This window comes from Paenibacillus chitinolyticus, from assembly GCF_045038035.1.
Classification (GTDB): domain Bacteria; phylum Bacillota; class Bacilli; order Paenibacillales; family NBRC-103111; genus Paenibacillus_F; species Paenibacillus_F chitinolyticus_A.
The window spans coordinates 3,105,601-3,132,544 of the sequence record NZ_CP173427.1 but is presented as its reverse complement, the minus strand read 5'-3'; the positions used below and the strand labels follow the sequence as shown (position 1 = coordinate 3,132,544).

The following is a 26,944-nucleotide window of genomic DNA, read 5'->3' as shown; positions in this document are numbered from 1 at the left end:
CAGGTCATACTGACACTGAGATGCGCGACGTAACCGTGCATCCGTGATTTTGAAGAGGAGGGTTTGCATGGTCAGACATGCGCTAAGAAAAAACAGCCGTTCGGGCGTCATCGTCATTCTGGCAGCTTCGGTTATGCTCGCGGCTTGTTCGGCCGGGGTAAGAGGAGGTAAGGAAGAGAAACAATCGGCGGTGGCTTCGGAACCCGGCAAATCCCCGATTCGTTCGGAAGAAACGTTAACCTCGTGGGAGCCGATGGACACGAACCTTTCCGCGTTCGTAACGAATCTGGCGGACTCGCCGTTCGGCAAACAGCTGGAGAAAGAAACGGGCATCAAAGTGAAGTACACGCACCCGGCGGACGGACAGTCCAAAGACCAGTTCAATCTCTTGATCGCGTCCAACAATTTGCCCGATGTGATCGAATACAACTGGAGCGGCGGAAACGGATCGTACCCGGGCGGACCGGAGAAAGCCATCGCCGATAAGGTAATCATTCCGCTCAATTCGTATATCGACAAGTACGCCCCGAACTTGAAAAAGCTGCTCGAAAAGGACAAAGAGCTGGACAAAATGATCAAAACGGACAGCGGTAATTATTACGTGTTTCCGATGATCCGCCCGGAGAACGGGCTCATATTCCGGGGACCGATGATCCGGAAGGACTGGCTGGACGAATTGAACTTGGATGTTCCGGTGACGATCGACGACTGGTACACCGTTTTGAAAGCGTTTAAAGAACGCAAAGGGGCGGCCTCGCCGTTTTCCGCCTTATACCAGAACGAGTTTAACATCCAGGACGCTTTTATCGGCGCCTACAAAACGGCAAACCGTTACTATATCGACGATGGGGGAAAAGTCAGATACGGGCCGGTCGATCCTCAATTCAAAGAGGCGCTGACGCTTTTGCGCAAGTGGTATGCGGAGGGGCTGATCGATAAAGATTTCGCCCTCAATACGGATTCCAAATCGCTGGATACGAAAATGCTGAACGACAGCACCGGTGCGACGGTTCATCTCCTGAGCGGAGGAATGGGAAGATGGATGGATACGGGAAAGAAGAAGAATCCGAATTTTCAGCTCGTCGCCGCTCCTTACCCGACGCTGACCAAAGGCGAGCGCCCGTTCATCGGACAGCGGGATTTCAAGTATAATCCGGCTGCCAGCAAAGCGGTTTCGGATGCCTCCAAAAATCCGGAACTGGCCGTGAGGTGGCTGGATTACGCGTACGGGGAGAAGGGCAGTCTGCTTTTTAACTTCGGGACGGAAGGCGACAGCTATACCCTGAACAACGGCACGCCAGCATTTACCGATAAAATAGCGAAGGACGGGAAATACACCCTTCAGCAAATGATTTCCCAATATACGAAACCGAACGGCCCTTACCTCGGGGACAGCCGGAAGAACTTCAATACATTCAAGCAGCAGGACGAGGCTCTGAAAATATGGTCCGAGACCGATGCGGCGAAGCATGTTATGCCGCAGTTTATTACGCCGACCGTAGAAGAGAGCAAAGAAATCGCCAAGCTGAACACAGCTATTACGAGCTACAAGGAAGAAATGTTCATCAAGTTCGTGATGGGAAAAGAGCCTCTGGATAAATTCGACGAGTACGTAAAGCGGATCAAGGAGATGGGGGTCGATAAAGTGACGAAAATTTACCAGGATGCTTTCGACCGCTACAACAAGCGCTAATACCATGCTTTGCGGCAGCCCGTTAATCGGATTTTACCGTGTGAACAAGTGCGTCTCACGGCCGGAGCTGCCGATACGAACGGAGGAATTGTGTCATGGCTGCCATAAATCAGGAAGCTCTGCCGTACCCGGCCGCAAAAAAACGGGCCCGGGCCGGTCTCCTACTCGATATCCGCAAAAACAAACTATTGTATGTGATGCTGCTGCCGGTGCTGCTCTACTACGCCGTCTTTCACTATGCTCCCATGTACGGCGCTATTATCGCTTTTAAAGATTTCTCGCCGAGGCTGGGCATCTGGGGAAGCGAATGGGTCGGATTCGCCCATTTCGAAAGTTTTTTCTCCGGGGCTTATTTCTGGAGGACGATCAAAAATACGATTCTGATCAGCTTGAACGAACTTGTCTTCGGATTTCCGGCGCCGATCATTCTGGCCCTGCTGCTGAACGAAGTGCGGAACTCGGTTTTTAAGCGGACGGTTCAGACCGTGACTTACATGCCTTATTTTATTTCCCTCGTCGTGATCTGCGGCATCATTAAAGATTTTATGGCCAGCAGCGGCGTAATTAACGATATCATCGCTTTTTTCGGCGGCGAACGCTTGACGCTTCTGCTGGAACCGGAGTGGTTTCGTACCATTTATGTGTCCTCGGGCATTTGGCAGCATATCGGCTGGGGAACCATTATCTATCTGGCCGCTTTGACCGGCATCGACCAGGAACAATACGAGGCGGCCAAAATGGACGGCGCCGGGCGCTGGAAGCAGATGCTGAACGTTACGCTGCCCGGACTGATGCCGACTATCATCATCCTGCTGATTCTGGAGTTAGGCCGTATGATGAACGTCGGTTTCGAAAAAATCATCCTGCTCTACAATCCGAGCACGTTCGATACCGCAGACGTCGTGTCTTCCTATGTGTATCGGGTAGGGCTCCAGGAGTTTAATTACAGCTTCAGCTCTGCGGTCGGTCTATTTAACTCCGCGGTGAACTTCACGCTGCTTCTCGGTTCCAACTGGATCAGCCGGAAGCTGAACAGCACGAGTCTCTGGTAGGAAAGGAAGGAATCCCTAGTGAACAGACGGACTTTCTCCGAACGGACGTTTGACGGCTTCAATCTGCTTGTTCTTACCCTGCTTATGATCGTAACGATCTACCCTCTCGTATATGTCGTATTCGCCTCGCTCAGCGATGCGGGAGGGCTTCTTGCGCACAAAGGGTTTTTGTGGAAGCCGGTCGGCTTCTCGCTGGACGCCTACGCGAACGTTTTCCGCAATCCCATGATTCTGAGAGGCTACGCCAACACGTTTTTCGTGGTCACCGCGGGTCTTGCGCTCAATATTTTGCTGACCTCGCTCGGCGCTTACGCCTTGTCCCGCAAAAGTCTCGCTTACCGCAAGCGGATCATGCTGTTCATCGTGTTCACGATGTTTTTCAGCGGCGGGCTCATCCCTTTTTATTTGACGGTCAAAGGAGTGGGGCTTGCGAATACGCTGTGGGCGCTTATTATTCCGACGGCGGTTAACACGTTTAATCTGATTCTGATGAAAACGGCTTTCGAGGGCATCCCGGATGCACTGGAGGAGTCGGCCAAAATCGACGGGGCGAACGATTTCGTTATTTTGTTCCGGATCGTCCTGCCGCTTTCGCTGCCGGTTCTTGCCGTTATGCTGCTCTATTACGGCGTCGGCCACTGGAACGCGTGGTTTAACGCCTTCATCTTCCTGCAGGAAAGATCCATGTTTCCTTTGCAGCTCATTTTGCGCGAAATTCTTCTGCAGGGGGAAGCGAACGCCAATCTGGGCGCATCCGAAGGCGACGTGGCTATGCTCACCGTCACGCTAAAGTACGCGACCATTATCGTCGCAACGGTGCCGATCCTGCTCGTTTATCCGTTTTTACAGAAATATTTCGTAAAAGGAGCTCTCATCGGAGCGATAAAAGGATAGGAGTGACGCTTCATGAAGCAATCCGTAACAGACCGTCCGCGTCTGGATCTCGATTGGCGGGCTTTTATGGCGGAACACGATATGGAATGGGTCGTGAAACCGACGAACTGGGATGAAGGCGCTTACATCGGAAACGGTACGATCGGAGCGATGGTCTACGGAGCGGAAAATGCGAAAAAGCGGCGGACGCTCCGGTTTGTCATGGGGCGCACCGATGTGACGGCAACCCGCACGGACCGCGAAGATTTTAAACCCCGTGTTCCGATAGGCGAAATGAACCTGGAGCTGGCGGGTTTGATTTATAATCCCACACGGCTGAGGGTGGATTTGTGGAACGCCGAGCTTAGGGGCTCGCTGACTACGACATGCGGAGAAGTGCGCATCAGGGCGCTTGTACATGCTGAAGAAGCGGTCATGGCCATTGAACTCGGAACATCGGAGGAGGAAAGGGAGGCACGCCTGGAGTGGGTGCCTCATTCCGAAGCGGACGATGTGCTCAAATTTGCCGACGGCATCAACGTTAATCAATACATTCCGCTTGCCGTACACGAGACGTCCCGGAAAGATGGAGTGACTTTAGCTATCCAGCGTTTCGCGGGAGGGGAAGAATGCGGGGAAGGGTGCGTCACCGCCTGGAAAGTCACGCAATTGCCTGAAGGACGGAAAGTCGCCTTCGTCTCCATCCAGAACGGCTGCACCGGAGAGGCGAGAAAGAACGCGGTGGAAGCCGTCCGGAAAGCGGCGTCCGCCGATTTCGGCGAATGGGTGTCCGCTCACCGCAGATGGTGGCACGGCTATTACCGCCAAAGCTTTCTTTCCATCCCCGACCGGCGTCTGGAAAGCTTTTACTGGATTCAGATGTATAAACTGGCCTCGGCGGCAAGGGCGGACAGTGTCCTGCTTGACAACCAGGGCCCCTGGCTTGCACCGACTCCCTGGGCCGGGAACTGGTTCAACATGAACGTCCAGATGAGTTATTCCCCGGTGTACGCGTCCAACCGTCTCGCGATCGGAGAGTCGATGGTCAAAGCGGTAGCGGAAAACAGAGAGCATCTGAGGGAAAACGTTCCGCAGCCGTACCGCCATGATTCCGCGGGTCTTGGAAGAAGCGGCAGCTTTGACTTCCGCAGCGAGGTAGGCGAGGAGATCGGGAACTTGACCTGGCTCTGCCATTGTCTGTGGCGGCAGTACCGTTATTCCATGGACGACGGGCTGCTGCGGGATGTCCTGTATCCCGTCCTGCGCGGAAGCGTTAATTACTACTTGCATCTGCTTCGCGCAGGCGAGGACGGGAAGCTGCATCTGCCTCCGACGGTCTCGCCGGAATACGGCTCGTTCAAACGGCTGACCGTCAGCGACTGCCATTACGACCTCGCGCTGCTCCGCTGGGGATGCGAGACGCTGCTTGCCGCAGACGCACGGCTCGGAAGCGGCGATCCCCTTGCCGGCAGGTGGCGGGAAACGCTGGACCATCTGACGCCGCTGCCGGTGGACGAAAGCGGCTATATGGTCGGCCGCGGCGTCCCCCTTGCCTTCGGGCACAGGCACTTCAGCCACCTGCTGGCGGTTTTTCCGCTGCACCTGGCCAGCCCGGACCGGGAAGAGGAACGGGAATTGATCACCCGTTCCCTCCGGCACTGGCTGGACAGCGAAGGCGATCTGCGCGGCTTCAGCTTTACCGGGGCGGCTTCGATCGCCGCCACACTCGGCCGGGGGGACGAGGCCTTGCGCCTGCTTCATACACTTCTCGACCTTATCAAGCCGAACACGATGTACAAAGAAGCCGGTCCTGTCATCGAGACCCCTCTTGCCGGGGCCGAATCGCTGCACGATATGCTGCTGCAAAGCTGGGGCGGCACGATCCGGATCTTCCCGGCGGTGCCGGAAGATTGGCGGGAGGCCGCCTTCCACGACCTGCGAGCCGAGGGCGCCTTCCTCGTCAGCGCCGTCCGCCGCGCCGGGGCCACGTCCTTCGTGAGGGTCAAGAGTCTGGCGGGCGAGCCTTGCGAAATCCGGACGGGCTGGACCGGCACGGTTCACTGGCGGCTGGCCGGAGAGGACACGCGCCATGTTGTGCAGGTGGCGGACAGCCGGGAATCGGTTATGCTTCCGCTAAAACAGGGGGAGGAAGCGATTCTTTACCCGGCCGGCGAAGAACCCGAGCTGCGGATCGGACCCGTTGAGGCGAAGACGGGACCCGTCCGGTATTTCGGAGGTTCCAAGCCTTGGCGCCTGCACGGATTTCCGTTCCGCAATTTATTAGAGGAGGATCGGACATGAAGGAGCACATAGATAGGACGATCGGAAGAGGAGAGCTGCTTCTTTTTCAAGGAGACAGCATTACGGATACCGGCAGAGACCGCGATAATCATGCAGACCTGGGAAAAGGCTATGTTCAGATGATAGCAGGCTTGTTCGGCGCCGCTTGTCCCGGAAACCGGGTCACTTTTCTGAACAAGGGGATAAGCGGAAACCGCGTCAAGGATTTGCAAAACCGCTGGCAGCAGGACTGCATCGACTTGAAGCCGGATTGGGTCACCCTTTGTATCGGGATCAACGATTGCTGGAGAAGGTATGACCGCAACGATCCCACGTCTCTGGAGACGTTTGCCGCTGGATACCGGCAGCTTATGACGCGCACGACGGAAGAAACGGCAGCCCGGATCGTGCTGATGGAGCCTTTCGTCCTTCCCGTGCCGGAAGACCGCAAGGCGTGGCGGGAAGATCTCGACCCGAAGATCGGAGTCGTACGGGAGCTGGCACGGGAATTCGGAGCCCGGCTGGTTCCGCTCGACGGCTTGTTTGCCCGCGCTTCCACGGAAGCGCCGGCCAGCTACTGGGCTCCGGATGGGGTACATCCGTCGGCCGCCGGCCACGGACTGATAGCCAGGGCATGGCTGGACACGATGAAGGTAAAGCTTTTTTAAAGAAGCACAGCGATATTCCGGTTTTTGAGGGGGCTTTTCGAGAATTGAAGATAGCTTTTACGAGACGTTTAAGGTATACAGGAAGTAGAGTGCGCACTCTGCAATCTGTTTCACGGAAGGAGTAAGGAACTGCAAATCAGGCGCCAAAATACGCTCAAAAGGATGTGCTGTGATGAACGCCGGTAATCGTACCTTTTCGCTCATTCTGTCTCTTTGTCTGCTGCTTATGCTGATTCCCGCTCAGGGTTATGCGGCGAACACGAAACTTTCCGTACCCGCTTCCGCCGTAACGGCGAGCAGCCACGACGGCAACCTGCCGGCTAATACGGTGGACGGCAGCCTGTCGACCCGCTGGTCCGCAAACGGGGACGGCGAGTGGATCCGTTTCGATCTCGGTTCACTCCGTAAAGTCGCCTATATCAAGGCTGCCTTCCTGACCGGTGACACAAGAACATCGACTTTCGATATTCAGACTTCGGCGGACAACGTTACGTATACGAATGTGAAAACAAATGTGACGAGCAGCCTGAACGCGCAGCTTCAGACATTTGATTTTGCGGATGTATCCTCGGTTCGTTACGTGAAACTTGTCGGGCACGGCAACTCCGTCAATTTGTGGAACAGCTACACGGAAGTCGAAATTTACGGGGAAGACGACAGCCAGGGGGGAATCCCCGTGTCCACTTCGGAAGGACTGGCAGCGGCTCTGAAAACCGCAAGCGCCGGACAGACGATTGTGCTGGCGGACGGTAATTACACGGTCAGCGGTAATAATCCGTCGATTTTAATCGATACTAAAAACGGAACAGAGGCAAGCCCCATTACGATCAAAGCCGCAAACCGGGGAAAGGCCGTCATTACGGGCTCGACAACTTTCGAAGTCAAAAATTCCTCTTACGTTACAATCGAGGGCTTGAAATTTGCCAATTCGGCCGACAAGGGTGTCCTATTGAACGGTTCCCATCATATCCGCCTGACGCGGAACCAGTTTGCTTTGCCGGCCAGGGGAACAGACACCATTTGGCTTCAGGTAAGCGGGGCGAACAGCCATCATAACCAGATCGACCGCAACGATTTCGGCAACAAAACGGACACCAATCCTCTTATCGCCTATGAAGGGGACGGGCAGGGGAACATTTCCCAGCATGACGTGATCGAATACAATTATTTTCACGATGTAGGGCCATGGGTTGCGAACGGAAAAGAAACGATCCGGCTGGGTCTGTCCAAAATTTCGCTTTCCGACGGGTTCAACAAAATCCAATATAACTTGTTTGAAAATACGGACGGCGAACCGGAAATCGTATCCGTAAAGAGCAGCAATAATACCGTTCGCTACAATACATTCAAAACGTCCAAGGGCGGACTTACTTCGAGACACGGTCATAACAACAGTTTCTACGGGAACTTCTTTCTCGGCGACGGGGTAAAATCGGAACAGGCGGGCATCCGCATTTACGGGAACGACCATAAGATTTATAACAATTACATGGAAAATCTGACGAACAGCGCGATTATTCTCGACAACGGCAATTACGACGGCGGAACGGGCGGGTATCCTTCGAATCCGAGCGAAGACGATCTGCGGGCTCAGTGGAGAATTTACCGTGCCCAGGTAGTCAATAACACGATCGTCAACAGCACGACCGGTATCGTAGTCGGTTCGGGCAAAGCGTTCACTCCGGTAGACAGCCGAGTAGCCAACAATATCGTGAAAAACAGCTCCGGGATTCTCTATAACGAGGCGGCAGCCACCAATACGGTATTCGAAGGCAACATCGGCTACGGAGGGACCGTGACCAACAAAAGCAGATCGTCAGCCGAGATCTGGAATAAGAATCCGCTGCTGACGGCCGTTCAGGGGCTGCAGAAATTATCGGCTTCCAGCCCGGCGATCAATTATGCGAAAGGCTCTTATCCTTTTGTCCAGGAGGACATGGACGGGGAAACCCGCTCGGTTAACGATGCCGGGGCCGATGAGCGTTCGAGCGCGACAAGCTTTACGAATCATCCGCTGACTCAAGCGGAAGTGGGCCCGGATGCCCCCTGACTTTTAAGGGGGGAAAGAAAGCTTCGCTATCCGCAGTCTGCAGGGATACGCAATGGAGCCGGCACAGATTGTGCCGGTTTTTTCTCTAACTTGAAACGAATGCGAAGGGGAAAAAATTTGCCTTAATCGGCTGTTTTTGATAAGATACAGAACGAACGTTCAGTATTATTGTGATCTGAATACGACCCGGCATGTACGGATGCCGTCAAACCATCCACGAAGGAGTGAAGCGGAGCGGATGAATAAAAAGCAGCTGCAAAGCGAACAGACAAAAAAACGGGTTGCCGATGCCGCCAGAACCTTGTTCGTCCAGAAGGGATACAAAGCCACTTCTATCGAAGATATCGTGGAGGCTACGGGCAGCAGCAAAGGGAACATTTATTATCATTTCAAAAGCAAAGAAGGCTTATTTCTTTATCTGGTCGACGAATGGGACCGCGAATGGGAAGAAAAGTGGATGGAAAAAGAACCGCTTTACAAAACAACGACCGAGAAGATCTTGGGAATGGCGGAACAGATGGTTATCGAGGATTTGAACCATCCTTTGACGAAAGCGGCCGACGAGTTTTTTAATAACGAAGAGAAGACGAACGACGTGGAAGAACGGATCGCCGAGCTGGTGAACCGGCACTTAAAGTTCAATCAGGCCCTGATTCAACAGGGGATGGACAGCGGTGAATTTAATGGCGCCGATGTGGAACCTCTAGCGGTAATTCTGGAAAGTCTGATCCTGGGGCTGAGCCAGATGTCGCGGAAATCGTCCACGGCGGAAGCATTGAAGCTGTACCGGCTGGCTTTCGGCGTCTTCCTGCACGGTATAGCAAAACCGAGCCGATAAGGCGGAATGCCGGTGACAGCCGAGGAAATTTTCGATCCGGCGCTTTGGCGTCTTTTACTGCGCCTTCATACTGAACGAACGTTCAGTATATGAAATTAAGGGAACCCGGGATAGACTAAATAGACAGATTTTTGGAGGAGGGGATGGAAGTGGATTTGCTTCTTAAAAACCGAGGAGCCGTACTGCTTCTCATGCTTAATATTTTTCTCGTATTTACCGGTATCGGACTCGTTATCCCGATCATGCCGACTTACATGGATGAACTTCATTTAAACGGAAGCATTATGGGTTTCCTCGTGGCCGCGTTTTCGCTGACGCAGCTCATTTTCTCGCCGCTCGCGGGAAGGCTTTCCGATTCGCTGGGCCGGAAGAAAATGATCGTGGCCGGTATGGTCATCTTCACCGTGTCCGAGCTGCTATTCGGCGTAGTGAGTTCGCCCGTGCTGCTTTTCGCTTCCAGAATGCTCGGAGGGATAGGCGCGGCGCTGATCATGCCTTCGATTATGGCATACATAGCCGACGTCACTACAACCGCGGAGCGGGCCAAAGGAATGGGATTTATCAATGCCGCGATCACGACGGGCTTCATCATCGGCCCGGGCATCGGCGGCTTTATCGCGGAGTTCGGCATACGTGCGCCTTTCTACGCGGCTGCGGCCGTCGGCGCCGTCGCCGCGGTTGTCACGCTGTTTATTCTGCCCGAATCGAAACCGGTGGAACCGCCCGTCAAAGCCGGAGCGGCTCCCGCGCAGAAGCAGAGCTTTATGGCCCAGATGCTGAGTTCGTTCCGGGAACCGTATTTCATCAGCCTGGTCATCGTCTTCGTGATGTCTTTCGGCCTGGCGAATTACGAGACGGTTTTCGGACTTTTCGTGGATCATAAATTCGGATTTACACCTAAAGATATCGCTTTTATCATTACGTTCGGCTCTATTTCCGGAGCTGTCGTGCAGGTCACGATATTCGGCTGGATTTTGAATCGTTTCGGGGAAAGAAGTGTCATATCGGTCTGTCTTGCGATGGCCGGTCTGTTCGTACTGCTGACTCTGTTCGTCCATCAATACTGGATGATTGTTGTCGTGACGTTTATCGTATTTTTGTCGATCGATATTTTGCGTCCGGCGATCGGAACTCAGATGTCTAAAATGGCGAACGAGCACCAGGGATATGTAGCGGGCCTGAACTCGGCTTATACCAGTCTCGGAAATATCACGGGTCCTATCGTGGCCGGAGTTCTTTTCGACCGGAATTTGAATTATCCGTATGTGTCGGCGGCCCTGATCTTGTTCCTATGTTTCGCCTTGTCTTTGCGGGCGGGAAGAAGAGGAGCGGCATCCGGCATTTCGTAAAGCCGCGGAAAGCTTTATACTGGAAAGATAAAAAGAAAGCGGGAGGCATGCAGGATGCGGCATAAAGAAGGCTATATCGAGGTACCCGGCGGCAAAGTGTGGTACAGCTCGGCGGGAGAAGGCGGCGGAACGCCCCTGCTCGTTCTACACGGCGGCCCGGGCAACACTCACGATCCGCTTAAAGCGGCCCTTCACGTGCTGGGAGACGAACGGCCGGTTATTTTCTACGATCAGCTCGGCGGGGGGAATTCGGACAGACCGGGATATGCCTCCTTGTGGCGTACGGAACGGTTTATCGATGAACTGGTCTGTGTGAGAGAAGCTCTCGGCTTGGATGAAGTTCATATACTCGGGCATTCGTGGGGCACGATGCTCGCGGCTTCCTATTTGATCGAACGCAAGCCAACCGGAGTACGAAGCGTCATTTTCTCCAGTCCCTGCCTGAGTTCGGCGCGCTGGAAAGAAGACGCGGACCGGTTCCTGGCTGAATTGCCGGATGAAGTCCAAGCGGTCATCGGGCGCAGCGAGGAGCAGGGCACAACGAATTCGGATGAGTATCGGGATGCGATGAATGAATATTACAGAAGGCACGTATGCCGAATCGACCCTCTGCCTGCGGTCGTGCTGGAAAGCCGGGGCAAGGCTAATAAGGACATCTACATGTCCATGTGGGGGCCTTCCGAGTTTTGCCCGACCGGCAGTCTGAAAACATACGACGTGACACCCCGGCTTCATGAAATTAATGTGCCGTCGCTGTTCCTGTGCGGCCGGTATGACGAAGCGGCGCCGGAGTCTACGTTTTACTATCACTCGCTTGTCCCTCAGTCGGGCTTTCAAGTGCTGGAGAACAGCTCTCATGCGGGATATTTGGAAGAGCCGGATGAGTATGTCCGTATCGTACGCGGCTTTTTAACTTCATAAGCAGACAGGCCAAAAAAGACAGACTTTCTTAAAAAGGAAGTCTGTCTTTTTAGATGGAAAACGGGTATTCGAGCGCTGAGGGTGGGATATTTCGGCCATGTTGAGTTGTTCGGAAAGCGGGCTCAATAGGCCGAATTGTACGAGCTTCAAGCACAAAAATACAGATAGGAGTGGACAAGATGGCAAACGTACAGGGGTTTAAAGCCTTAGAGGAGCAAAACCTTGAGATCTTGGAGACGTGTTTTAAAGACCGAGAGGTTTACCGGCGGTTGGGGGGAATGCTACCTCTTCGGAAATGGTACGGTTCCTATGAAAATCCGGAACCGGACTCAGACGGTTTTTACTCGCTCCATTATTTCAGTTCTCCATCTGTATGTTGAAAGAGAAATAATGTGACTGATGTGAGTGACTTAAAAACCCGGCGGACCGAAAAGGTCCTGGCCGGGTTTGCTGATTTTGCATGTTTTACTTGATGGTGTATGGGAGCTTGAACGTCCAGAGCTCTGTGCCGTTTTCCGGGGAGCTGCTGTCCACGCCGAAATCGTTGTCGTTCACGATGACAAGCGTGTTGCCGTTTACGAGAGACACGCCTTCCACTTTCTCATACGGATATTTGAAAGGGACCAGATCGAGCAGCGTCCGTTTGGAAGGAGGAAGGATGTTCTGGCCTTTCAGCTCGGCCGGGGACATTTGCTCCAGTGTTTTACCGGCTGCCTTGGTATCGTCGTATTTGCCGAGAATGTTTGTCGCGTTGGACAGGTCGATGGAATAGATGCGCTTCAGCTGCGCTTTGTCTCCCGCGTTTTTGTCGCGTTCGTCGATAAGCAGCGTATTTTCATCCACGACCACGAGATCCGAAATGACGATATCGGCTTGCTTCAAGCCATTAAACGCTTTGGCGTCTTCCGTAAGATAAGCGAATTCGGCTACCGGCTCCAGCGTTTGCAGGTTAAATTTGACGATACGCAGTTGACGCGAATTGTCGGATTCCTTGCTCGGGTTGCGCAGCGGGCTCTGCATCGCCATGAACATGTAGCGGCCGTCCGGTGTGATGCCTACCGCTTCGGCGCCGCGGTTTTGGCGGAGCTTGTTGTAGACGGCCGGCAGTGTTTCACGGGCTGGCACAAGCGGTGTGGAAACTTGAGCGGCCCAGCCTTTGGGCACGATACGCTCGATCAGGGTGCCGTCCCGTTTTACATGCACGAGGGAGGGGCCGTATTCGTCCGAAATCCAGAACGTATCGTCTTTAGGGTTGTAGGCCAGTCCTTCAACGTCAAGACCGTACGGATCGTAAGCGAGTTCTTTTTCGGCATTGGCGTCGAAAGGCGCTTCATCCCGGCCTTTGATGTTCGGCAATCCGCTGATGTTGGCTTTCCCAGTTGCCGGATTGATGCCGTTCAATTTAAGAGGGAATTGGTCGAGAATGTTGATTTGGCCGTCTTTGATTTCGATTTTGTAAATGGTCGGAGTATAGTCGGCGAGCGGGAACGTACGGACCATGGTTCCTTTTACATCGACTTCTCCGTTCGGACCGCGGTCCGCCGTTGTGTAGAATACATTGTCAGGATCGCCCGGCAGGTGTGTCAGCGAGGAGCCGATGCCCATTTTGACCCCTTTTGCCAGATCGGGAGCATTCAGCTTGTATTTGCCTGTCAGTGCAGGCTTGTCCGTCAGAGAGACACGGCTGCGGAACTCGTCCCAATCGACGTATTTGCCGGTCGCTTCGCTGATTGCGCGAAAAGGCAGATACAGGCTGCCGTCGATGTTAACGGCCGGAACGGACGGAGCAACGGCTTCCCCGTTGTTGGTGTAGGTGACCGAGTCTGCCGTAGAGCCTTTCAGATCCGCGGCAAAAGCGGACCTTGTTCCGGATACGAGAGTAAGTGCTGCGGATGCGGCGATAAGCCAGTTCTTTTTCATTTTTGCAGATCCCCTTCATAAGTCGGATAGTATGTATGAATTACTAAGCCTGACTATAGCAGGGCATTGTTAACGTTGAGTAAGTGGATTGTAGAGATTTTGTAAAAGGCGTGAATGATTGGTACATAAAAAAGCTACCCCGGCCGGGATAGCTTTTCGCCTGCATTCAAACATTCATTCAGGCATGGCGGATGTTCTCCGCCTTGCGTCTTTCGCCGACGGAAAGCTTGGAAGAGACGAAGTTAATGGCGATTGCCGCCGCGACCCCGACCGCTCCGATCCATGTCACGGCATTCAGGGAGACGCTTCCGACGATAATGCCGCCGACTCCGGCGCCGGCCGCCATCGAAAGCTGCATCACGGAGTTGTTCAAGCTGAGCATAATTCCGGATGATTCGGGCACCATCGTGACGAGATTATACTGTTGGGTCGGGCCGGAAGACCAGGCGGCGAACGACCACAGGATCAGCACGGCGAATACGACGACAGGGGAGTGGGCGGCCAGCGTCAGCAGAAGCAGTGTGATGACGTGCAGTGTCATGCCGGACATGAGCGTGCGGTACACTCCCCATTTATCGGCGCTGTAGCCGCCGATCTTGGAACCGGCGAGGCTGGCGATGCCGAATGCGAGCAGTGCGGCGCTTAACATTTTCTCGTTCATGCCGGTAATTGTCAGCAGATAAGGGGAGATATAGGTGTACGCGATGGAGTATCCCCCCAGCCAGAAGAAACTTACCGATAGAGCCAAAAGAATTCTGGGTTGTTTGAGAAGGGACATCTGCTCGCGCAGAGGAACGGGAGCGTCACCTTCCGTTTTCGGTATGGTAACGGATAGGACGAACATCGCCAGCAGGCCGAGTGCTCCGATTCCGGCGAAAACCGTTTTCCAGTCATAAGCCGCCGCAACGATCCTTCCGAGAGGGACGCCCACGATGAGAGAAGCGGTAAAGCCCATAATGACGGTCGCAATCGCGCTTGCCTGCTTACCGGAGGGCGCAATTTTGGCCGCAATGGTCAAAGCGGTTACGACGACCACTCCCGCGCCGAACGCCATCAGAACACGGGCGCCTATAAATGCGGCAAAGCCCGGCAGGATAAATGCGAGTGCGTTCGCGACGACAAAAAGTCCGAGTGAATAGATCAGTAATTTGCGGCGTTCCCAGTGGGCGGTCCACGCGATCAGAAAGGGAGTCCCGAGCCCGTATACGAGCGAAAAAACGGTAATCAGCTGTCCTGCGGCAACCAGCGAGATGTCTAGGCTGGCTGCGATTTTATCCAGAATTCCGGCAATGATGTACTCGGACGTTCCCACCAGAAAGCTGATCAGGGCAAGCATGTAAATTTTCCATGTTTTAAACATGTTCTCATCCTCATTTCTCAATAATATTATATTTCTAGAAATATAGAAATATAAAAGGGGCAGCGGCGTTAAAAGCTGTTTTGTCACATAAGCGTTTTATACGGAGTTCAAAGGCATGTATTTTTGATATTTCTAGTTATATCGAAATAATAATCAAAAAAACTATTCGGTCAAATAAGGCGCAAATTTTTTGACCGTATCTTCATTCAAACTGTAATAAATGTAGGTCCCTTTTTTCTGGGAGTGAAGCAATCCGCAGTCCGATAATTGTTTCAAATGATGAGACAAAGTGGAAAGAGCGACCGATTCCAAGCGGCTCTCGAGCTCCGCGGGACAGAGATTGCTTTCCTTGGTCAAAATTTGAACGATTTTATAGCGGGTATGCTCACCTAATGCCCTGTGCACTTTAACGGCTTGATTGGTTTCCATGCTTTCTACACCCTTTTTCTTCCGGCCATAACACGCTGCTTGCCGCTTTTCTTATTTCCAAACTTTTCGAAATAACTATATCATGCCTTCGTTCAAAAGTAAACGGCTTGCGATCCAGTCACGGAACGATTTTAACAATAAAAATAAAAAGCTGCCCGCGTCCAAGGAGGACATCGGGACAGCTTTTTGCCATTCGGGAACGGAACGGAGCTTTATTTCAATGCCGTATAGATGGCATCCAAAAGCTCTCCGCCCAGGTTTTGACCATATTCCCAGAACATGATGCCGCCGAGGTTGTTGCTCTTGAGATAGTTGACTTTTTGAGTCAGAGACTCCGCGTCATCGTAGCTCAGCATGCTGCTGCCGTTAGTGAGGTAAGGGGCTTTGGCAACGTCGTCCCATTGGCGGGTCCAGCCGTTTTTGTTGATATAGCTGGCTTTGAGCTCGTCATACGTATAATCTCCGGCACCGTGGGAATAGAAAGCTCCGCCGATTACGATTTTTTCGGATGGAACGCCGCGTCCCTTGTAAAGCTTCACCGCATTGTCCACGCTGTAGCTGGAATTCAGGGAAGACGTGTACAGGTTCGTGTGGTGGGTGTTGGCGCCGACCTGCATGTCGTAGGTCATAATGTTAATGAAAGTGAAGTAAGGGTGTACGCTCCCCAGGTCGATTCCTTGTACGCCGTACTCGGAAGCGCCCATAGCCGCTGTAATTTCATACTTTTTGTTACCGGTACGGCCGTCGGCCGCGCTCCCGGCATCGAGAACTTCACGAAGCTTTTTCAGGAAAAGGGTGTAGTTTTGTTTGTCCGCCGTTGTCGGGTACTCCCAGTCCAGATCGATTCCGTCGAGTTTGTTGGCACGGATATACTGCAGGGCGCTGTTAGCGAAAGCCGTACGGTTCGCATCCGTGGAAGCCGCGCTCGTGAAACCATCGGAACGGCCCCAGCCGCCTACGGAAATCAGAACCTTTAAGTTCGGATTTTTTTGTTTCAGCGTGACCAGTTGAGCGATTTGGGAAGTATCTCCGCCGCTGACGCCGTTATTGGCGACATCCGCAAATGCATAGAAGATATGCGTCAATTTGTTGGCGGGGACCGTGCTCACGGCAGGGAAATGCCAGGAAGCAACGTAAGCGCCGTTGATTTTGGCCAGAGGCGTCGTACCGCCACCGTCCGAGGACGTAGTCACCGCAAGAACATTGCCGGCTGCCGATAAGTTGCCGGCCGCGTCTTTCGCTTTAACGCTGAAAGAGTAAGCCGTATTGGCAGTCAGGCCGGTTACCGTAGCGGTTGTGCCGGTTACCGAGGCAGCCAGCGCGGAACCGTTGTATACGTTGTAGCCGGTTACGCCGACATTATCCGTGGAAGCATTCCACGAAAGGGAAACGCTTGTGGAAGTTTTGCCGGTTAAAGTCAAACCTGCGGGAGCTGTCGGTGCCGTTGTATCCGTCGTGCCGCCACCGCCTGTGCAGTCACTGACGTATTTCCAGCTTCCCCATGTATTTGTCTGGGAAGGCGTTTCGCCCTGCGTCCACCATTTCGCTTCGAATACTTTCCCGTTGTAGGAAACTTTTTGTCCGCCCGTGTAGACTTTGGTAGAATCCCAGGCCGCATCCGTACAAGCGGCAGCCGCAGCCGAGACGTTTGCAGCCGCGGAAGCCTGCCGGGTATTCAAACCAAGGAAAGGCAGTAGAGAAACTAACAGGGACGCGATGAGCAGAACACGGAAGAAGACCTGCTTGGGAGATTGAGAACGGATAGATTGCCAATTCATTACTTGTAGCCTCCTTTAATGAATAATTATGATACCGCTTACATTAAATGGTTTCGCTTCTTCACCTCGCTTTGTAAAGGCTCCCGATCCTTTGTTCAGGGCAATAAAAGGCTAGCCCGGGTACAGGAATCCGCAAACAACGGCCGAGTACTCCGTCATGAGAAAGCGGGAGTCTTTATTCTTGTAAAGGTTGCTGCTGCAAGTCTATGAATCCGCTTGCTCTCCTATTATCGTTTAATAGTTTTACCAGAAAAAGGGGTATTTTTTTATTATCAGGGAGAAATTTTCTCTTTCTTGACATTTTTCGCTCTAAAAAGGAAAGAGAGTTAGGAGTAACAATGCGTGGAGGAACAAAAAAATCCTGCCGGGAGGCAGGACAGGTAGCAAGTCAGGCTTATTCGGATTCGGAACGTTTCAGTTGCAGCGGGGGAGGGACGAGCCATCCCTTTTCCTTGTTGAGCTCCAAAATCCGGGTTCCTAAGGCGGCTTTGGTCAGATGATATTTGGCGAATAAAGCGCCGATATCTTCCCGGATAGCTTGTCCCATAGCCTGACTGCAGGCAACCAGGCCGATTGAAGTATCCGCGGCCAGCTTGGCGGCAATTTCCGGATCCGTGAAACGGGCACCCGGCGGGATTTCTTCCAGTTTAACGGAAGGCCGTTCCGGCAGAGCGGGAGCAGGAGGGATTCCGTTATCGGTTAGTAATGTGTCACATTCTTTGATCTCAAGCTTTGCCTGATCGATAAGATCGTCCAGTATTTTTTTGAGGTCCTTGTCGCCGGCATGATTTAAATACGCCTGGTAACAGGAGACGGAGCCTTTAGCTGCCATGGAAAACAACCATACACTGTTAATTTCTCCGAAGTGCATCGGTTCTTCTTTCGGATTGCCGCTTAAAATACCCATACGTTTCGCTCCCTTATTTTGCATATTTTTACTGATCTAATATACCCATTTGCGGCGCAATCATGTAAGGTGTGACAAACCCGGGGAAAAGCAGAAGCACATGGAGGCAAACAATCGGGAACAGTCGGCTATTTTCGGTGAAATGTCGAATAAATGGGTATTTTCCGATCACATAATTCTTTTCAACCTACTATATATAGAATGTCTCGAGAGAAAAGGTAGAAAGACACCGAGTCAGGCTAAGAGAGGAGAATGTGTTATTAACCCTTCACTTGAAACGCGGCACAGTCGTGCGTTCGCGCGCTTTATCCGGGATACCGAAGGAAGAATTCACTTGGTCTGGCGCGTCGTGCTCGGCTGGCTGTCGTTCGTTGCCGCATTGGGATTGGCAGTCGTCGTTACCCTGGCCGCGCAAAAGTACGGCTTCCCCGTCCTTGCCCAACAAATTATTCTAGCTGTCGTGACGTCGAGTATCGCCGTGCCGCTTATTTATTTGTTGAGACGGTACGCCGACAACAGGCCATGGAGCGGATTGGGGCTAAGTTCCCTGCCGTCGGGCCTTCCGTACCTGCTGCTTGGCGCAGGCTTTTTAAGCACCATGATGGGGGTGGCTCTGCTCGCGGGAACGCTGGCAGGCTGGATCCGCGTGGTGGATGTACATTTGCCTGTCGAAACTCTGCTTATCATTTTGATTAACATTCCGATCGCTTTTTTTTACGAAGCGTTTCCGGAGGAAGTGACGTTTCGGGGCTATCTGTACAGCAACCTGCGCAAACGATTCGGCAAGTGGCTGGCCCTTCTGCTGCAGATTGTTCTTTTTGTGTCAGCTCCCGTCGCTTTGACTGCCGCTTTGGTTGCCGCCGGAGTGGGTACGTGGGATCTGATAACCATCGACTATATCGTCAATCTGCTTGCTTTCGGTACCGCGCTTCAATTGTGCCGGATTTTCTCCGGAAATTTGTGGATGTGTATCGGATTTCATCTAGCCTGGCTGGAAATGGTCCGTTTTGTGATTGTTCCCTCCGATTACGCTCTTATTGAAGTGGAATATTTATCGCCTTACGGAAGTTATCTGGTATCGCTCGGTTCCGTAATCGTCGGCATTGTTGTCCTGCTCGGCTGGACGTACCGGAACAGAAACAGGCAAAAGGAGAATCACGAATAGGCACGCCCCCTTCCGAATAAATACTACGGAGCCTATGCGACAAGGGGAGGAATAATTGACTGCACAGATGCGGAAGCAAGCGGACCTTTAGGACTTTGGGAAAAACGGCACATACGCCCCGCAAGGGGGAATGCGCCGTTTTTTTATCGGGGAAAAGATCCCCGCCCTTATTCGCGCCCGTAATGAAGCCCATGCTCGTAAGCCTGCCGAAGCAAATCCTGAATGTGGTCTGGATCGGCGCTGAGCGTATCATACAGAAATTCAACTTTGGAAGTTGGAATTCCGGCATATTCCGCCAAGCCGACATTGAGATGATGGTTAATCATCTGGTCGTAGTTTCTTTTTGCCAAATGCTCGGGAGTCGCGCCCGCAAGGCTGAGCCATAACACTTTCCGATGATGCAGTTTGCGCGGTCCGTAAGCGAATCCGTGGTTCCATACGCGTTCGATGTAGCCTTTCAGCATAGCCGGCATGCCGTACCACCAGAGCGGGAAAATGTAAGCCAAACCGTCGTGCCGGTTCATGCGTTCCATTTCGGCCAGCACTTCATCGGAATACTGTTTGCCGCTGTCCGTCCAATCAGGCTCATCCGGTTCATTCAGGACAGGGTTGAATCCGCTGCGGTAAAGATCCAGCACTTCCGTTTCATGGCCTGCGTCCCGAAGGCCGCGTACGAAGCGGTCGGTAACCGCCATGGTCAAAGAATCGGTTCTGGGGTGGGAAACAACCGTGAGCACTTTCATTTTTTTACCTCCTCAAAAGGAAATAGGCGTACGCCGAATTGTTCGAAACGGTTCCGGACATGCTGTTCATTCAACAGCGTTTCGGGGAAATGGACACCGCCTGCGGCAGGCGGACTGCCATCCAGGCCGAGAATTCGTTCGACGGCAACCAGGACACCGAGAGCCGTAAGGTGCGCCTGACCATTCGGATCGGACAGGACGAATCGCTTCCGTGCTCGGGTTCCGCAAAGCAGTGTCCCTTGCAGGTCCATGTATACTTCGTGAGAGGCAGCCTTTCCGGCGGATGTCCCGGCGGATTCGCCCGTGGCAAGATCAAACCGGATGTTAGACGCTTTGGTCATATTAGAGAGACTGGGAAGATCGAGGACGGCCATCGGCGTTCCGGTGACTACCTGTCCTTGAAGCGCGGTTATTTGCCGGGCATGACGTTCCTCGCCGGCTTCTCCCCAAATCCAGACTCCATCTCTGCGCAGGAGGGAACGGGCGGTCAGTTCTCCGCTGTTTTGTTCGTTCGCAACCGTAGGCCCGATCGGATCCCGCGGATCATAAACGGCAGCCAGCTCGATCGTCTGCAATTCCTTAAAATCAGCAGCGAGCGATTTAACGAACATCGTAATGCCGCCGGCAACCCAATGGCCGAACAACGCCAAGGGCCGCTCCGGAGGAGCGTGGACAGCCGCTATAAGCGAAGGAACCGTCTGGTCGGCAAGACGGGAGAAACCGATATAAGCGAGCTTATGTTCCACTGCCGCATATTCGAGCCGATCAGCCGGATCGAGCAGAGCCGACACGATCAAATCGAAATCGGATAAGGAGATTTCTTGAAAAGGCGCCGGTTTATCCAGGTCAAGCTGAACTGTGCGGGCTCCACCCAACTGACGGGCAAGAGAGAGAGCTTCGTCCGATTGCGGATGTCTGCCTGCAAGAACCAGCTCAACGTCCGCGCTTACCTCTCTGATTAACCGGGCAAGGATACCGCCCACAACGCCATAACCTCCGGCTATCAAAATTTTCAAAGGCACTGTAATCTTCCCTCCTTTTATCGGGTACAAGGGAATTATGCATCGTGGGGTGGGGAATGGGAAGTACGCACTTTTTCGTCTTATTGCTACCAAAAAGTATCTTAGACACCAATCGGTGCGTTAAAATTCGCTTTGCAGCCGGGCTTTTTTCCCGGCCTTCCTCCTTACCGGAACCGAGTTCACGGTTTAGACAAATACTGGTTAATCGCACCGGGGTAGGTTAAAATGGGCGTAAGAACCGAACGATAGACATTCGGATAAATAAGGATGTGCAGCAACCGATGCCCGCGAAACCCAAAAATAAGCGTACTTACAATATTCCGGTGGAAGCGACTCTGGATGTTATCGGGGGAAAGTGGAAAACCGTTATTTTGTGCTACTTGACCGAAGGTCCCAAAAGAACGAGCGAATTGAAAAAAGATATACCTGCCATCACCCAGAAAATGTTGACTCAGCAGCTTAAAGAGCTTGTGGAAGACGAAATTATCACCAGGACCGTATACAATCAGGTTCCGCCTAAAGTGGTGTACGAACTAAGCCCGCTTGGCTGGTCGTTAAAATCGATTCTGGATCAAATGTGCGACTGGGGAGACCAGTATATCAAAGAGTATATCAAGTGAGGCAAGCGAAAAAAGAAAAAAAGTAGACATTCCATCCCATAAAACAAGCTGGCCCGGTCTTAACCGGTGCCAGCTTGTTTAGTCGTGAACACGGACGCGAAGGGCCGTTTATTTCAAAAGATTGTAAACCGCCTGCGCGCTTTCCGCGCGGGTAAGGACGGCTTGCGGTGCGAATAGGTTTCCTTCGCGGCCGTTCAGCAGCCCGGCAGCGGAAGCTTTCGCGACATCGCCCTTGGCCCATTCACGTATGCTTCCGGCATCCGTGAAGGAGACAGAAGGCGATTCAGCGGACAGCTTCCCGTGCTTCGCTTCGTAAGCGCGGATCAACATCGCCGCCATCTGCTCGCGGGTGACCGCTCCGCCTGGCTCAAACAGCGTATCCGTCATGCCGGTTACGATTCCCGCATCGAATGCTGCGGCGACTTCTCCGGCAAACCAGTCTCCCGCTTTTACGTCGGAGAATGGGGTGACTGATTTTTGAGGCAATCCAAGAGCGCGAACCAAGAGGGCGGCGAATTCGGCCCGCGTCACCTGAAGCTGGGGACTGAAGTGGTCCTCGGTAACACCGGTTACAATCAACTTGCGGCTCAGCTCGCTGATTGCGGGATACGCCCAATGACCAGCATTTACATCTTGGAACGATTTGGTTACCTCCAGCAGGCCGTAAGTACTGAAATGGCGGATACTCGCCATGATCGTTCCGCTGCCGGTCGGTTTCTGATCGGCGATATACTGAAGCGTTCCGTCTCCGGCTAAGTAATAGAGCCCCGTACGGCTCAGATCGCTTCCCCCCGCTGACTGAAACGAGATCTCAAGCGGAGTAGAGAAGCGGTCCATCGCCGCTGCAGTCTTGCCTCCGGCCCGGACTTCCATCCGGAAGTCGTACATGCCACGGGGGCGGATTTCAGCGCCCAGCTTATTTTCAGCGGCTTGAACCAAAGCTTGCAGTTGACTTCCTTCGACGGGCTCCGCTTTGAAAACGAGCTTCGCACCTGTATCGGCGGTCAAATCTTGCCACTGCTGTACCACCGGGTTTGGTATCGATACGCTCACATTGCCAAACCGAAGAAGCAGCGGACGGCTATTGCCAATCGTCGTACCCGTATCGGCCGGCAGGTGAACTTCGCGGATGCCGTCTGGAACGGTTACGGTAAAACTGCCGTCCGTTACCTTAAGATCAGCAGGTTCTATGACTTGAACCCTGTCTCCGGGTGCTGGTGCAGGCACGGACGGATCTGTCGGTCCGGGGCCGCCAACGGATCCGGTACCGCCGGAACCGGACCCGTCAGAGCCCGTCGAAGATTGAGCGGTTGCCGCAAGGGTAGTGCCGGGGCTTTCCAAGCTGCTTCCGCGTTCGAGAGCCGTAACGACGTACGTATAAGTCGTACCGGTCTTAACGGTGTTGTCAACGACAGTTTGAACCCCCGACGGTCCAGCTTTTACCTGTTTCCAGATATGAGCAGGATCCGACGTGTCGGGTGCGCCGGTGCCAACTGATCTGTAAATCACATAGGTGCCGGCCGTGCTGTCCGCCTTGTTTTGAATATTCAGCTTGATGGCGCTGCCTTCGGCAGCGGCCGTTACGGCCGGAGCGGCCGGAATCGACTTGGAAAGCCAGCTCATTTCCGGCATGAGGGACGGGTATTTATACAAATCGGTTTTTAACCGGTCCTGGAAACCGAGTTTATTTTCGAGAACCTGCACGGCGGAGAAGAACATACTTCCTTTAACGTCCGCGAAGTTCCGGTTGAATAAGATTTGGTTAGGCAGTTGGTCCGGATCCAGCCAGTTCGGATCGTCTGCTCCGATCTTATGAACGCCGTGGCCCGCATAGAGCAGGACATGTTTCCCCTCTACCTGCCGTTTCCACCAGTCGATAAGCTTGTCGTAAGAAGCGGGACTGTAGTTGATGTTCCAGTAAAGCTGCGGCGTGATGTAGTCGATCCATTGTTCGTCCACCCATTTCTTGCTGTCCGCATAGATCGCCGAGTAGCTCTCCAATCCGTTCGTCTCGGAACCTGCCGGGTCGTTGGCTTTGTTTCTCCAGATTCCGAACGGACTGATCCCGAACTGGACGTAAGATTTGGATTTTTTAATTTCGGCGGAGAGCTGCCGGATCAGCGAGTCTACGTTACTGCGGCGCCAATCCGCTATGTTCATGCCCGATCCGTAGGCCGCATACTCCGCAGCGTCGGGATAATCCACGCCGGTTACAGGATAAGGATAGAAATAATCGTCAAAATGTACCGCATCGATGTCATAGTTGTTTACCACTTCCATGATGCTGTCGATAATATACCGCTTGACTTCCGGTTTGCCTGGATTATAGCCGAGCTTGCCTCCGTAAGAGACGACCCAGTCGGGGTGCCTTACCGCAGGATTCGTATCCGCCAGCTTGCTTTTATCCGTATCGTTGCTGATGCGGTAAGGGTTGAACCAGGCATGAAGCTCCATGTTCCGTTTATGAGCTTCCTGTATGGCGAAGGCAAGAGGATCGTAACCCGGGTCCTTGCCTTGAGTTCCCGTCAGCCAGGCCGACCAGGGATTTAAAGCGGAACGGTAGAAGGCGTCGGAAGTGGGACGGACCTGATAAATCACGGTGTTGATTCCCGTGGCTTCAAGCTCGTCAAGCAAACGGATCAATTGCTGCTTCTGCTGCACGGCATCGTATGTTCCTTTAACGGGCCAATCGATATTTTCGACGGTCGCAATCCAGGCGGCTCTCATTTCATGTTTCGGAGCGCCGGTTTCTTTGTTTACGACCAGTGAATAAGTGTCCGTTTTGCCGTTTAGCGAGGCACTGATTGTTGTGACACCTATTGTTTTGGCCGTGAGTGTTCCGCTGGCGTCGATCTCGGCTACTGCGGGATTGCTGCTTTTATAAGTCACGCCGCTTGTCACTGCCTCCGGTGGCTGAGGAATGTCAAGCAGCGTATAAGTGGCAAGCACTTTGGCCTGCCGAGCGGCTCCGATATTCATCGACTTTACGTCGGTCAGCTGGATTTTGGTAAGAACCGGAACGGGTTCGATAACCGTTACGGGTATTACCGCCTGCCGGTCTGCGAAAGTAACGGTTACCGAAGCGGAACCGGGCGATTTTGCAACAATCTTCCCATCAACCGATATTTCGGCTACAGAAGGGTTGGAACTTGCAAACCGGGCTTCTTTCGTGACTTCGAGAGAATCGGCTCTATTGGCGTAAGCCGCGAAAACTTTGGGAGTACCGGTCCGTCCAGCTTCCAGCTGATCCGGTGCGAATGCCTGGATGCTCAGCACCTGCGGTTCGTCATCGGTGACGTCCAATTCAAAAGCGGCGGGCTGGCTATCGGAATAGAGGGCGGCAATAACCGCTTTTCCGGCTTTGAGCGCGCTTACCCGGCCGCTGCCGTCAACGACGGCCACATCCGGATTGCTGCTGTAAAAACTGACTCCGTTTTCGACTTTTTGAGGCGACGTGCTGTTGGCTTTGGTCATATAGACCTCTGCGGTTTTGCTCTGACCTGTTTTCATCGGAGTCAGTCCGGTCAGGTCGAGTCCCGTAATTTCGGTGTCCGAGTATATGGCGCTCAACCGGTCGTAATAAAGAACGCCGGCGTTTTTGTTCGTATCTTTCGTTTCGACCAGATAAAGGTCCATGAACTTGAAAGGACCTGGCTGTGAGGAAGGAATCTCTGCGGTTACGTAGCGCCATCCTTTCCAGTTAAAGCCGGTGCTGCTGGTAAAATCAACGGTGAAAGAAACACCAGCCTGATTTCTGAGCCTTGCGCGCAGCCAATGACTGCTCTCGTCCCCGTAAACCCAGACGCCGATCTTCTTCGGGGTGCCTTCGATCGGTCTGTCGAGAGCTCCCGTATCGGGATTTCGGAGACTAACGAATGCGGCGGACGTACCCGCGGTTCCTCTCATATCGTAAGTAAATTTAAGGGAGCGGCTGCCGTAAAGCACGGGTTCGGGTCTTTCCGCCAAACTGATGGAACTCTTCGTTCCCGCTGCGCCCGCGGTTCCCGCGCTTAATAACGCTTTACCGTTGTTAATGGTCTCGAAATCTTCAAGTAAGGCCGTCGCCTTACTTCCGACCATTACGAGCGCTCGGGTGCTTAGCCCCCCGTAAGCAGCGGTGACGTAACCAGCCTTGAATCCGCCGCCGCCCGCGGCTGCCGTCAGCAAGCCGTTCCCATCCACAGTGCCGATCGCGCTATCGGCAGACCAGCTGACATCGCCAGCCTGAAGTGGAACCGTATTTCCGTTGGCATCGTAAGCGGATACGGCAAACTGCTGCAGGGAAGTGGGGGCAACGGTCACCGGATTGGGTGTCAAGGAAATTGAATTATAAGTGCCGTATGTGACGCTGGTTACTGAACTGGCGGAGAGGGAAGCCAAGTCAAAGTAAGCGCTTGCAGAAAAGGAAGGGAACAAGCCGATCAAGAGTGCGATGACCATAGAAAATGAGAGAGTGGGACGATAGCGCCTAAATGTGCGTTCCAATCAAGTATCACTCCTTATCTGATTTTAAAAGGGCCGGCTTTGGGAAATGCTCAATGTGTATGAGCGTTATTCAGTTATAATGGGACCTCCTTTCTGATTTTGGCAATCAGATCTATTATAGAAAAACATTTTTGGAGAATCAATCCATTTTACATTTGGTTCTTACCTAAAGCTGTGTTTTATCCTTACCTTTGCCGGGGCGGGGTATTTCACTGAAAGACTTCATTCGCAAGAGAACCCATTTTATCGGCGAGGATTCTTCAGCGGATTGAACCATGACTGTTGTCTCCCTATACTTAACCCCATAGTCAGTCAAACGAAGTTGAAATGAAACCGCAGTATAACTAGTATAACTATCTAAAGGAGTGGTTTGAATGAGTACGGTTAAAATGTCACCGATAACGCCTTTCCTGACCTTTACGGGGCAGGCGGAAGAAGCCTTGAATCTGTATACATCGGTATTCGAAAACTCGGAAATCATCCGGATAACGCGGTACGGTCCGAATGAACCCGGCGAGGAAGGAAGCGTCATGCACGCGTCGTTTTCCTTAAACGGACAAGCCTTCATGTGCATCGACAGCAATGTGAAACATGACTGGACATTTACCCCTGCTATTTCGCTTTATGCGGCTCTGGAGACCGAGGTAGAAATTCGGCGGGTTTACGAAGAATTGTCCCGGGGAGGGCAGATATTAATGCCTTTGGGATCTTACCCGTTCAGTAAAATGTTCGGCTGGATTAGCGATCGTTACGGAGTCACCTGGCAGCTGCAGTTAAATGAGAGTTAAGAA

Annotated in this window: 20 protein-coding genes; 12 read left to right on the top strand and 8 right to left on the bottom strand. The window is 53.0% G+C overall.

Annotated elements, in window-relative coordinates:
- Positions 1–67: 67 nt before the first annotated feature.
- The 9 genes from ACI48J_RS14115 (at position 68) to ACI48J_RS14075 (ending at position 11,724) form a co-directional block, all read left to right on the top strand.
- The gene (locus ACI48J_RS14115) at positions 68–1,693 is read left to right on the top strand and encodes an extracellular solute-binding protein (RefSeq protein WP_405078794.1); all 1,626 of its coding nucleotides are present in this window, start codon (positions 68–70) and stop codon (positions 1,691–1,693) included.
- Positions 1,694–1,788: 95 nt separating this feature from the next.
- A complete protein-coding gene (locus ACI48J_RS14110; RefSeq protein ID WP_405078792.1) occupies positions 1,789–2,745 on the top strand; it encodes an ABC transporter permease in 957 nt (318 codons plus the stop codon).
- Positions 2,746–2,763: 18 nt separating this feature from the next.
- Positions 2,764–3,639, top strand: a complete 876-nt coding sequence (locus tag ACI48J_RS14105; protein WP_405078790.1) for a carbohydrate ABC transporter permease — start codon at positions 2,764–2,766, stop codon at positions 3,637–3,639.
- 12 nt (positions 3,640–3,651) lie between these two features.
- A complete protein-coding gene (locus ACI48J_RS14100; protein WP_405078788.1) occupies positions 3,652–5,919 on the top strand; it encodes a glycosyl hydrolase family 95 catalytic domain-containing protein in 2,268 nt (755 codons plus the stop codon).
- Complete coding sequence (locus ACI48J_RS14095; protein WP_405078787.1) at positions 5,916–6,566, top strand: SGNH/GDSL hydrolase family protein; 651 nt, start codon at positions 5,916–5,918, stop codon at positions 6,564–6,566. The genes ACI48J_RS14100 and ACI48J_RS14095 overlap by 4 nt, the downstream gene beginning before the upstream one ends.
- A gap of 172 nt (positions 6,567–6,738) precedes the next feature.
- Positions 6,739–8,616 (top strand): chondroitinase-B domain-containing protein, encoded by a 1,878-nt coding sequence (locus ACI48J_RS14090; RefSeq protein ID WP_405078786.1) that lies wholly within the window; start codon positions 6,739–6,741, stop codon positions 8,614–8,616.
- 238 nt (positions 8,617–8,854) lie between these two features.
- Positions 8,855–9,454 carry a TetR/AcrR family transcriptional regulator gene (locus ACI48J_RS14085; protein WP_326051744.1) on the top strand — a complete coding sequence of 200 codons (600 nt, stop codon included), beginning with the start codon at positions 8,855–8,857 and terminating at the stop codon, positions 9,452–9,454.
- A 149-nt stretch (positions 9,455–9,603) separates the two neighbouring features.
- On the top strand, positions 9,604–10,803 hold the full coding sequence (locus ACI48J_RS14080; RefSeq protein WP_405078785.1) for an MFS transporter: 1,200 nt from the start codon (positions 9,604–9,606) through the stop codon (positions 10,801–10,803).
- Between the two features lie 54 nt (positions 10,804–10,857).
- The gene (locus ACI48J_RS14075) at positions 10,858–11,724 is read left to right on the top strand and encodes a proline iminopeptidase-family hydrolase (protein WP_405078784.1); all 867 of its coding nucleotides are present in this window, start codon (positions 10,858–10,860) and stop codon (positions 11,722–11,724) included.
- Between the two features lie 465 nt (positions 11,725–12,189).
- On the opposite strand, the gene ACI48J_RS14070 is transcribed toward ACI48J_RS14075, so the two are convergent.
- From ACI48J_RS14070 to ACI48J_RS14050, 5 genes are all read right to left on the bottom strand, one after another.
- Positions 12,190–13,644 carry an esterase-like activity of phytase family protein gene (locus ACI48J_RS14070; protein ID WP_405078783.1) on the bottom strand — a complete coding sequence of 485 codons (1,455 nt, stop codon included), beginning with the start codon at positions 13,642–13,644 and terminating at the stop codon, positions 12,190–12,192.
- A 178-nt stretch (positions 13,645–13,822) separates the two neighbouring features.
- Positions 13,823–15,004 carry an MFS transporter gene (locus ACI48J_RS14065; protein WP_405078781.1) on the bottom strand — a complete coding sequence of 394 codons (1,182 nt, stop codon included), beginning with the start codon at positions 15,002–15,004 and terminating at the stop codon, positions 13,823–13,825.
- Between the two features lie 162 nt (positions 15,005–15,166).
- Positions 15,167–15,433, bottom strand: coding sequence for a metalloregulator ArsR/SmtB family transcription factor (locus tag ACI48J_RS14060; RefSeq protein WP_326051738.1), 267 nt, complete (start codon positions 15,431–15,433; stop codon positions 15,167–15,169).
- Between the two features lie 212 nt (positions 15,434–15,645).
- Complete coding sequence (locus ACI48J_RS14055; RefSeq protein WP_405078780.1) at positions 15,646–17,211, bottom strand: glycosyl hydrolase family 18 protein; 1,566 nt, start codon at positions 17,209–17,211, stop codon at positions 15,646–15,648.
- 394 nt (positions 17,212–17,605) lie between these two features.
- A complete protein-coding gene (locus ACI48J_RS14050) occupies positions 17,606–18,118 on the bottom strand; it encodes a DUF3231 family protein (RefSeq protein WP_405078779.1) in 513 nt (170 codons plus the stop codon).
- Positions 18,119–18,452: 334 nt separating this feature from the next.
- On the opposite strand from ACI48J_RS14050, the gene ACI48J_RS14045 reads away from it, so the two are divergent.
- Positions 18,453–19,283: a CPBP family intramembrane glutamic endopeptidase gene (locus ACI48J_RS14045; RefSeq protein WP_405078777.1), complete on the top strand. Its 831-nt coding sequence runs from the start codon at positions 18,453–18,455 to the stop codon at positions 19,281–19,283.
- Positions 19,284–19,450: 167 nt separating this feature from the next.
- On the opposite strand, the gene ACI48J_RS14040 is transcribed toward ACI48J_RS14045, so the two are convergent.
- Together ACI48J_RS14040 and ACI48J_RS14035 are read right to left on the bottom strand one after the other, a co-directional pair.
- On the bottom strand, positions 19,451–20,026 hold the full coding sequence (locus ACI48J_RS14040; RefSeq protein WP_405078776.1) for an NAD(P)H oxidoreductase: 576 nt from the start codon (positions 20,024–20,026) through the stop codon (positions 19,451–19,453).
- On the bottom strand, positions 20,023–21,048 hold the full coding sequence (locus tag ACI48J_RS14035) for a hypothetical protein (RefSeq protein WP_405078774.1): 1,026 nt from the start codon (positions 21,046–21,048) through the stop codon (positions 20,023–20,025). The genes ACI48J_RS14040 and ACI48J_RS14035 overlap by 4 nt, the downstream gene beginning before the upstream one ends.
- 281 nt (positions 21,049–21,329) lie before the next feature.
- On the opposite strand from ACI48J_RS14035, the gene ACI48J_RS14030 reads away from it, so the two are divergent.
- Positions 21,330–21,668 carry a helix-turn-helix domain-containing protein gene (locus ACI48J_RS14030; RefSeq protein ID WP_326051734.1) on the top strand — a complete coding sequence of 113 codons (339 nt, stop codon included), beginning with the start codon at positions 21,330–21,332 and terminating at the stop codon, positions 21,666–21,668.
- A 108-nt stretch (positions 21,669–21,776) separates the two neighbouring features.
- Here the strand turns inward: ACI48J_RS14030 and ACI48J_RS14025 are convergent, their stop codons facing one another.
- Positions 21,777–26,153: a family 10 glycosylhydrolase gene (locus ACI48J_RS14025; RefSeq protein ID WP_405078772.1), complete on the bottom strand. Its 4,377-nt coding sequence runs from the start codon at positions 26,151–26,153 to the stop codon at positions 21,777–21,779.
- A gap of 374 nt (positions 26,154–26,527) precedes the next feature.
- Here ACI48J_RS14025 and ACI48J_RS14020 point away from each other — a divergent pair, with 374 nt between their 5' ends.
- Positions 26,528–26,941, top strand: a complete 414-nt coding sequence (locus ACI48J_RS14020) for a VOC family protein (RefSeq protein ID WP_405078771.1) — start codon at positions 26,528–26,530, stop codon at positions 26,939–26,941.
- The last annotated feature ends 3 nt before the right edge of the window (positions 26,942–26,944 follow it).

Bases quoted from the DNA above. Each gene is read 5' to 3' on its own strand.
- ACI48J_RS14115 (WP_405078794.1), top strand. From the start codon at position 68: ATGGTCAGACATGCGCTAAGAAAAAACAGCCGTTCGGGCGTCATCGTC.
- ACI48J_RS14110 (WP_405078792.1), top strand. From the start codon at position 1,789: ATGGCTGCCATAAATCAGGAAGCTCTGCCGTACCCGGCCGCAAAAAAA.
- ACI48J_RS14100 (WP_405078788.1), top strand. From the start codon at position 3,652: ATGAAGCAATCCGTAACAGACCGTCCGCGTCTGGATCTCGATTGGCGG.
- ACI48J_RS14095 (WP_405078787.1), top strand. From the start codon at position 5,916: ATGAAGGAGCACATAGATAGGACGATCGGAAGAGGAGAGCTGCTTCTT.
- ACI48J_RS14090 (WP_405078786.1), top strand. From the start codon at position 6,739: ATGAACGCCGGTAATCGTACCTTTTCGCTCATTCTGTCTCTTTGTCTG.
- ACI48J_RS14085 (WP_326051744.1), top strand. From the start codon at position 8,855: ATGAATAAAAAGCAGCTGCAAAGCGAACAGACAAAAAAACGGGTTGCC.
- ACI48J_RS14075 (WP_405078784.1), top strand. From the start codon at position 10,858: ATGCGGCATAAAGAAGGCTATATCGAGGTACCCGGCGGCAAAGTGTGG.
- ACI48J_RS14070 (WP_405078783.1), bottom strand. From the start codon at position 13,644: ATGAAAAAGAACTGGCTTATCGCCGCATCCGCAGCACTTACTCTCGTA.
- ACI48J_RS14065 (WP_405078781.1), bottom strand. From the start codon at position 15,004: ATGTTTAAAACATGGAAAATTTACATGCTTGCCCTGATCAGCTTTCTG.
- ACI48J_RS14060 (WP_326051738.1), bottom strand. From the start codon at position 15,433: ATGGAAACCAATCAAGCCGTTAAAGTGCACAGGGCATTAGGTGAGCAT.
- ACI48J_RS14055 (WP_405078780.1), bottom strand. From the start codon at position 17,211: ATGAATTGGCAATCTATCCGTTCTCAATCTCCCAAGCAGGTCTTCTTC.
- ACI48J_RS14050 (WP_405078779.1), bottom strand. From the start codon at position 18,118: ATGGGTATTTTAAGCGGCAATCCGAAAGAAGAACCGATGCACTTCGGA.
- ACI48J_RS14040 (WP_405078776.1), bottom strand. From the start codon at position 20,026: ATGAAAGTGCTCACGGTTGTTTCCCACCCCAGAACCGATTCTTTGACC.
- ACI48J_RS14030 (WP_326051734.1), top strand. From the start codon at position 21,330: ATGCCCGCGAAACCCAAAAATAAGCGTACTTACAATATTCCGGTGGAA.
- ACI48J_RS14020 (WP_405078771.1), top strand. From the start codon at position 26,528: ATGAGTACGGTTAAAATGTCACCGATAACGCCTTTCCTGACCTTTACG.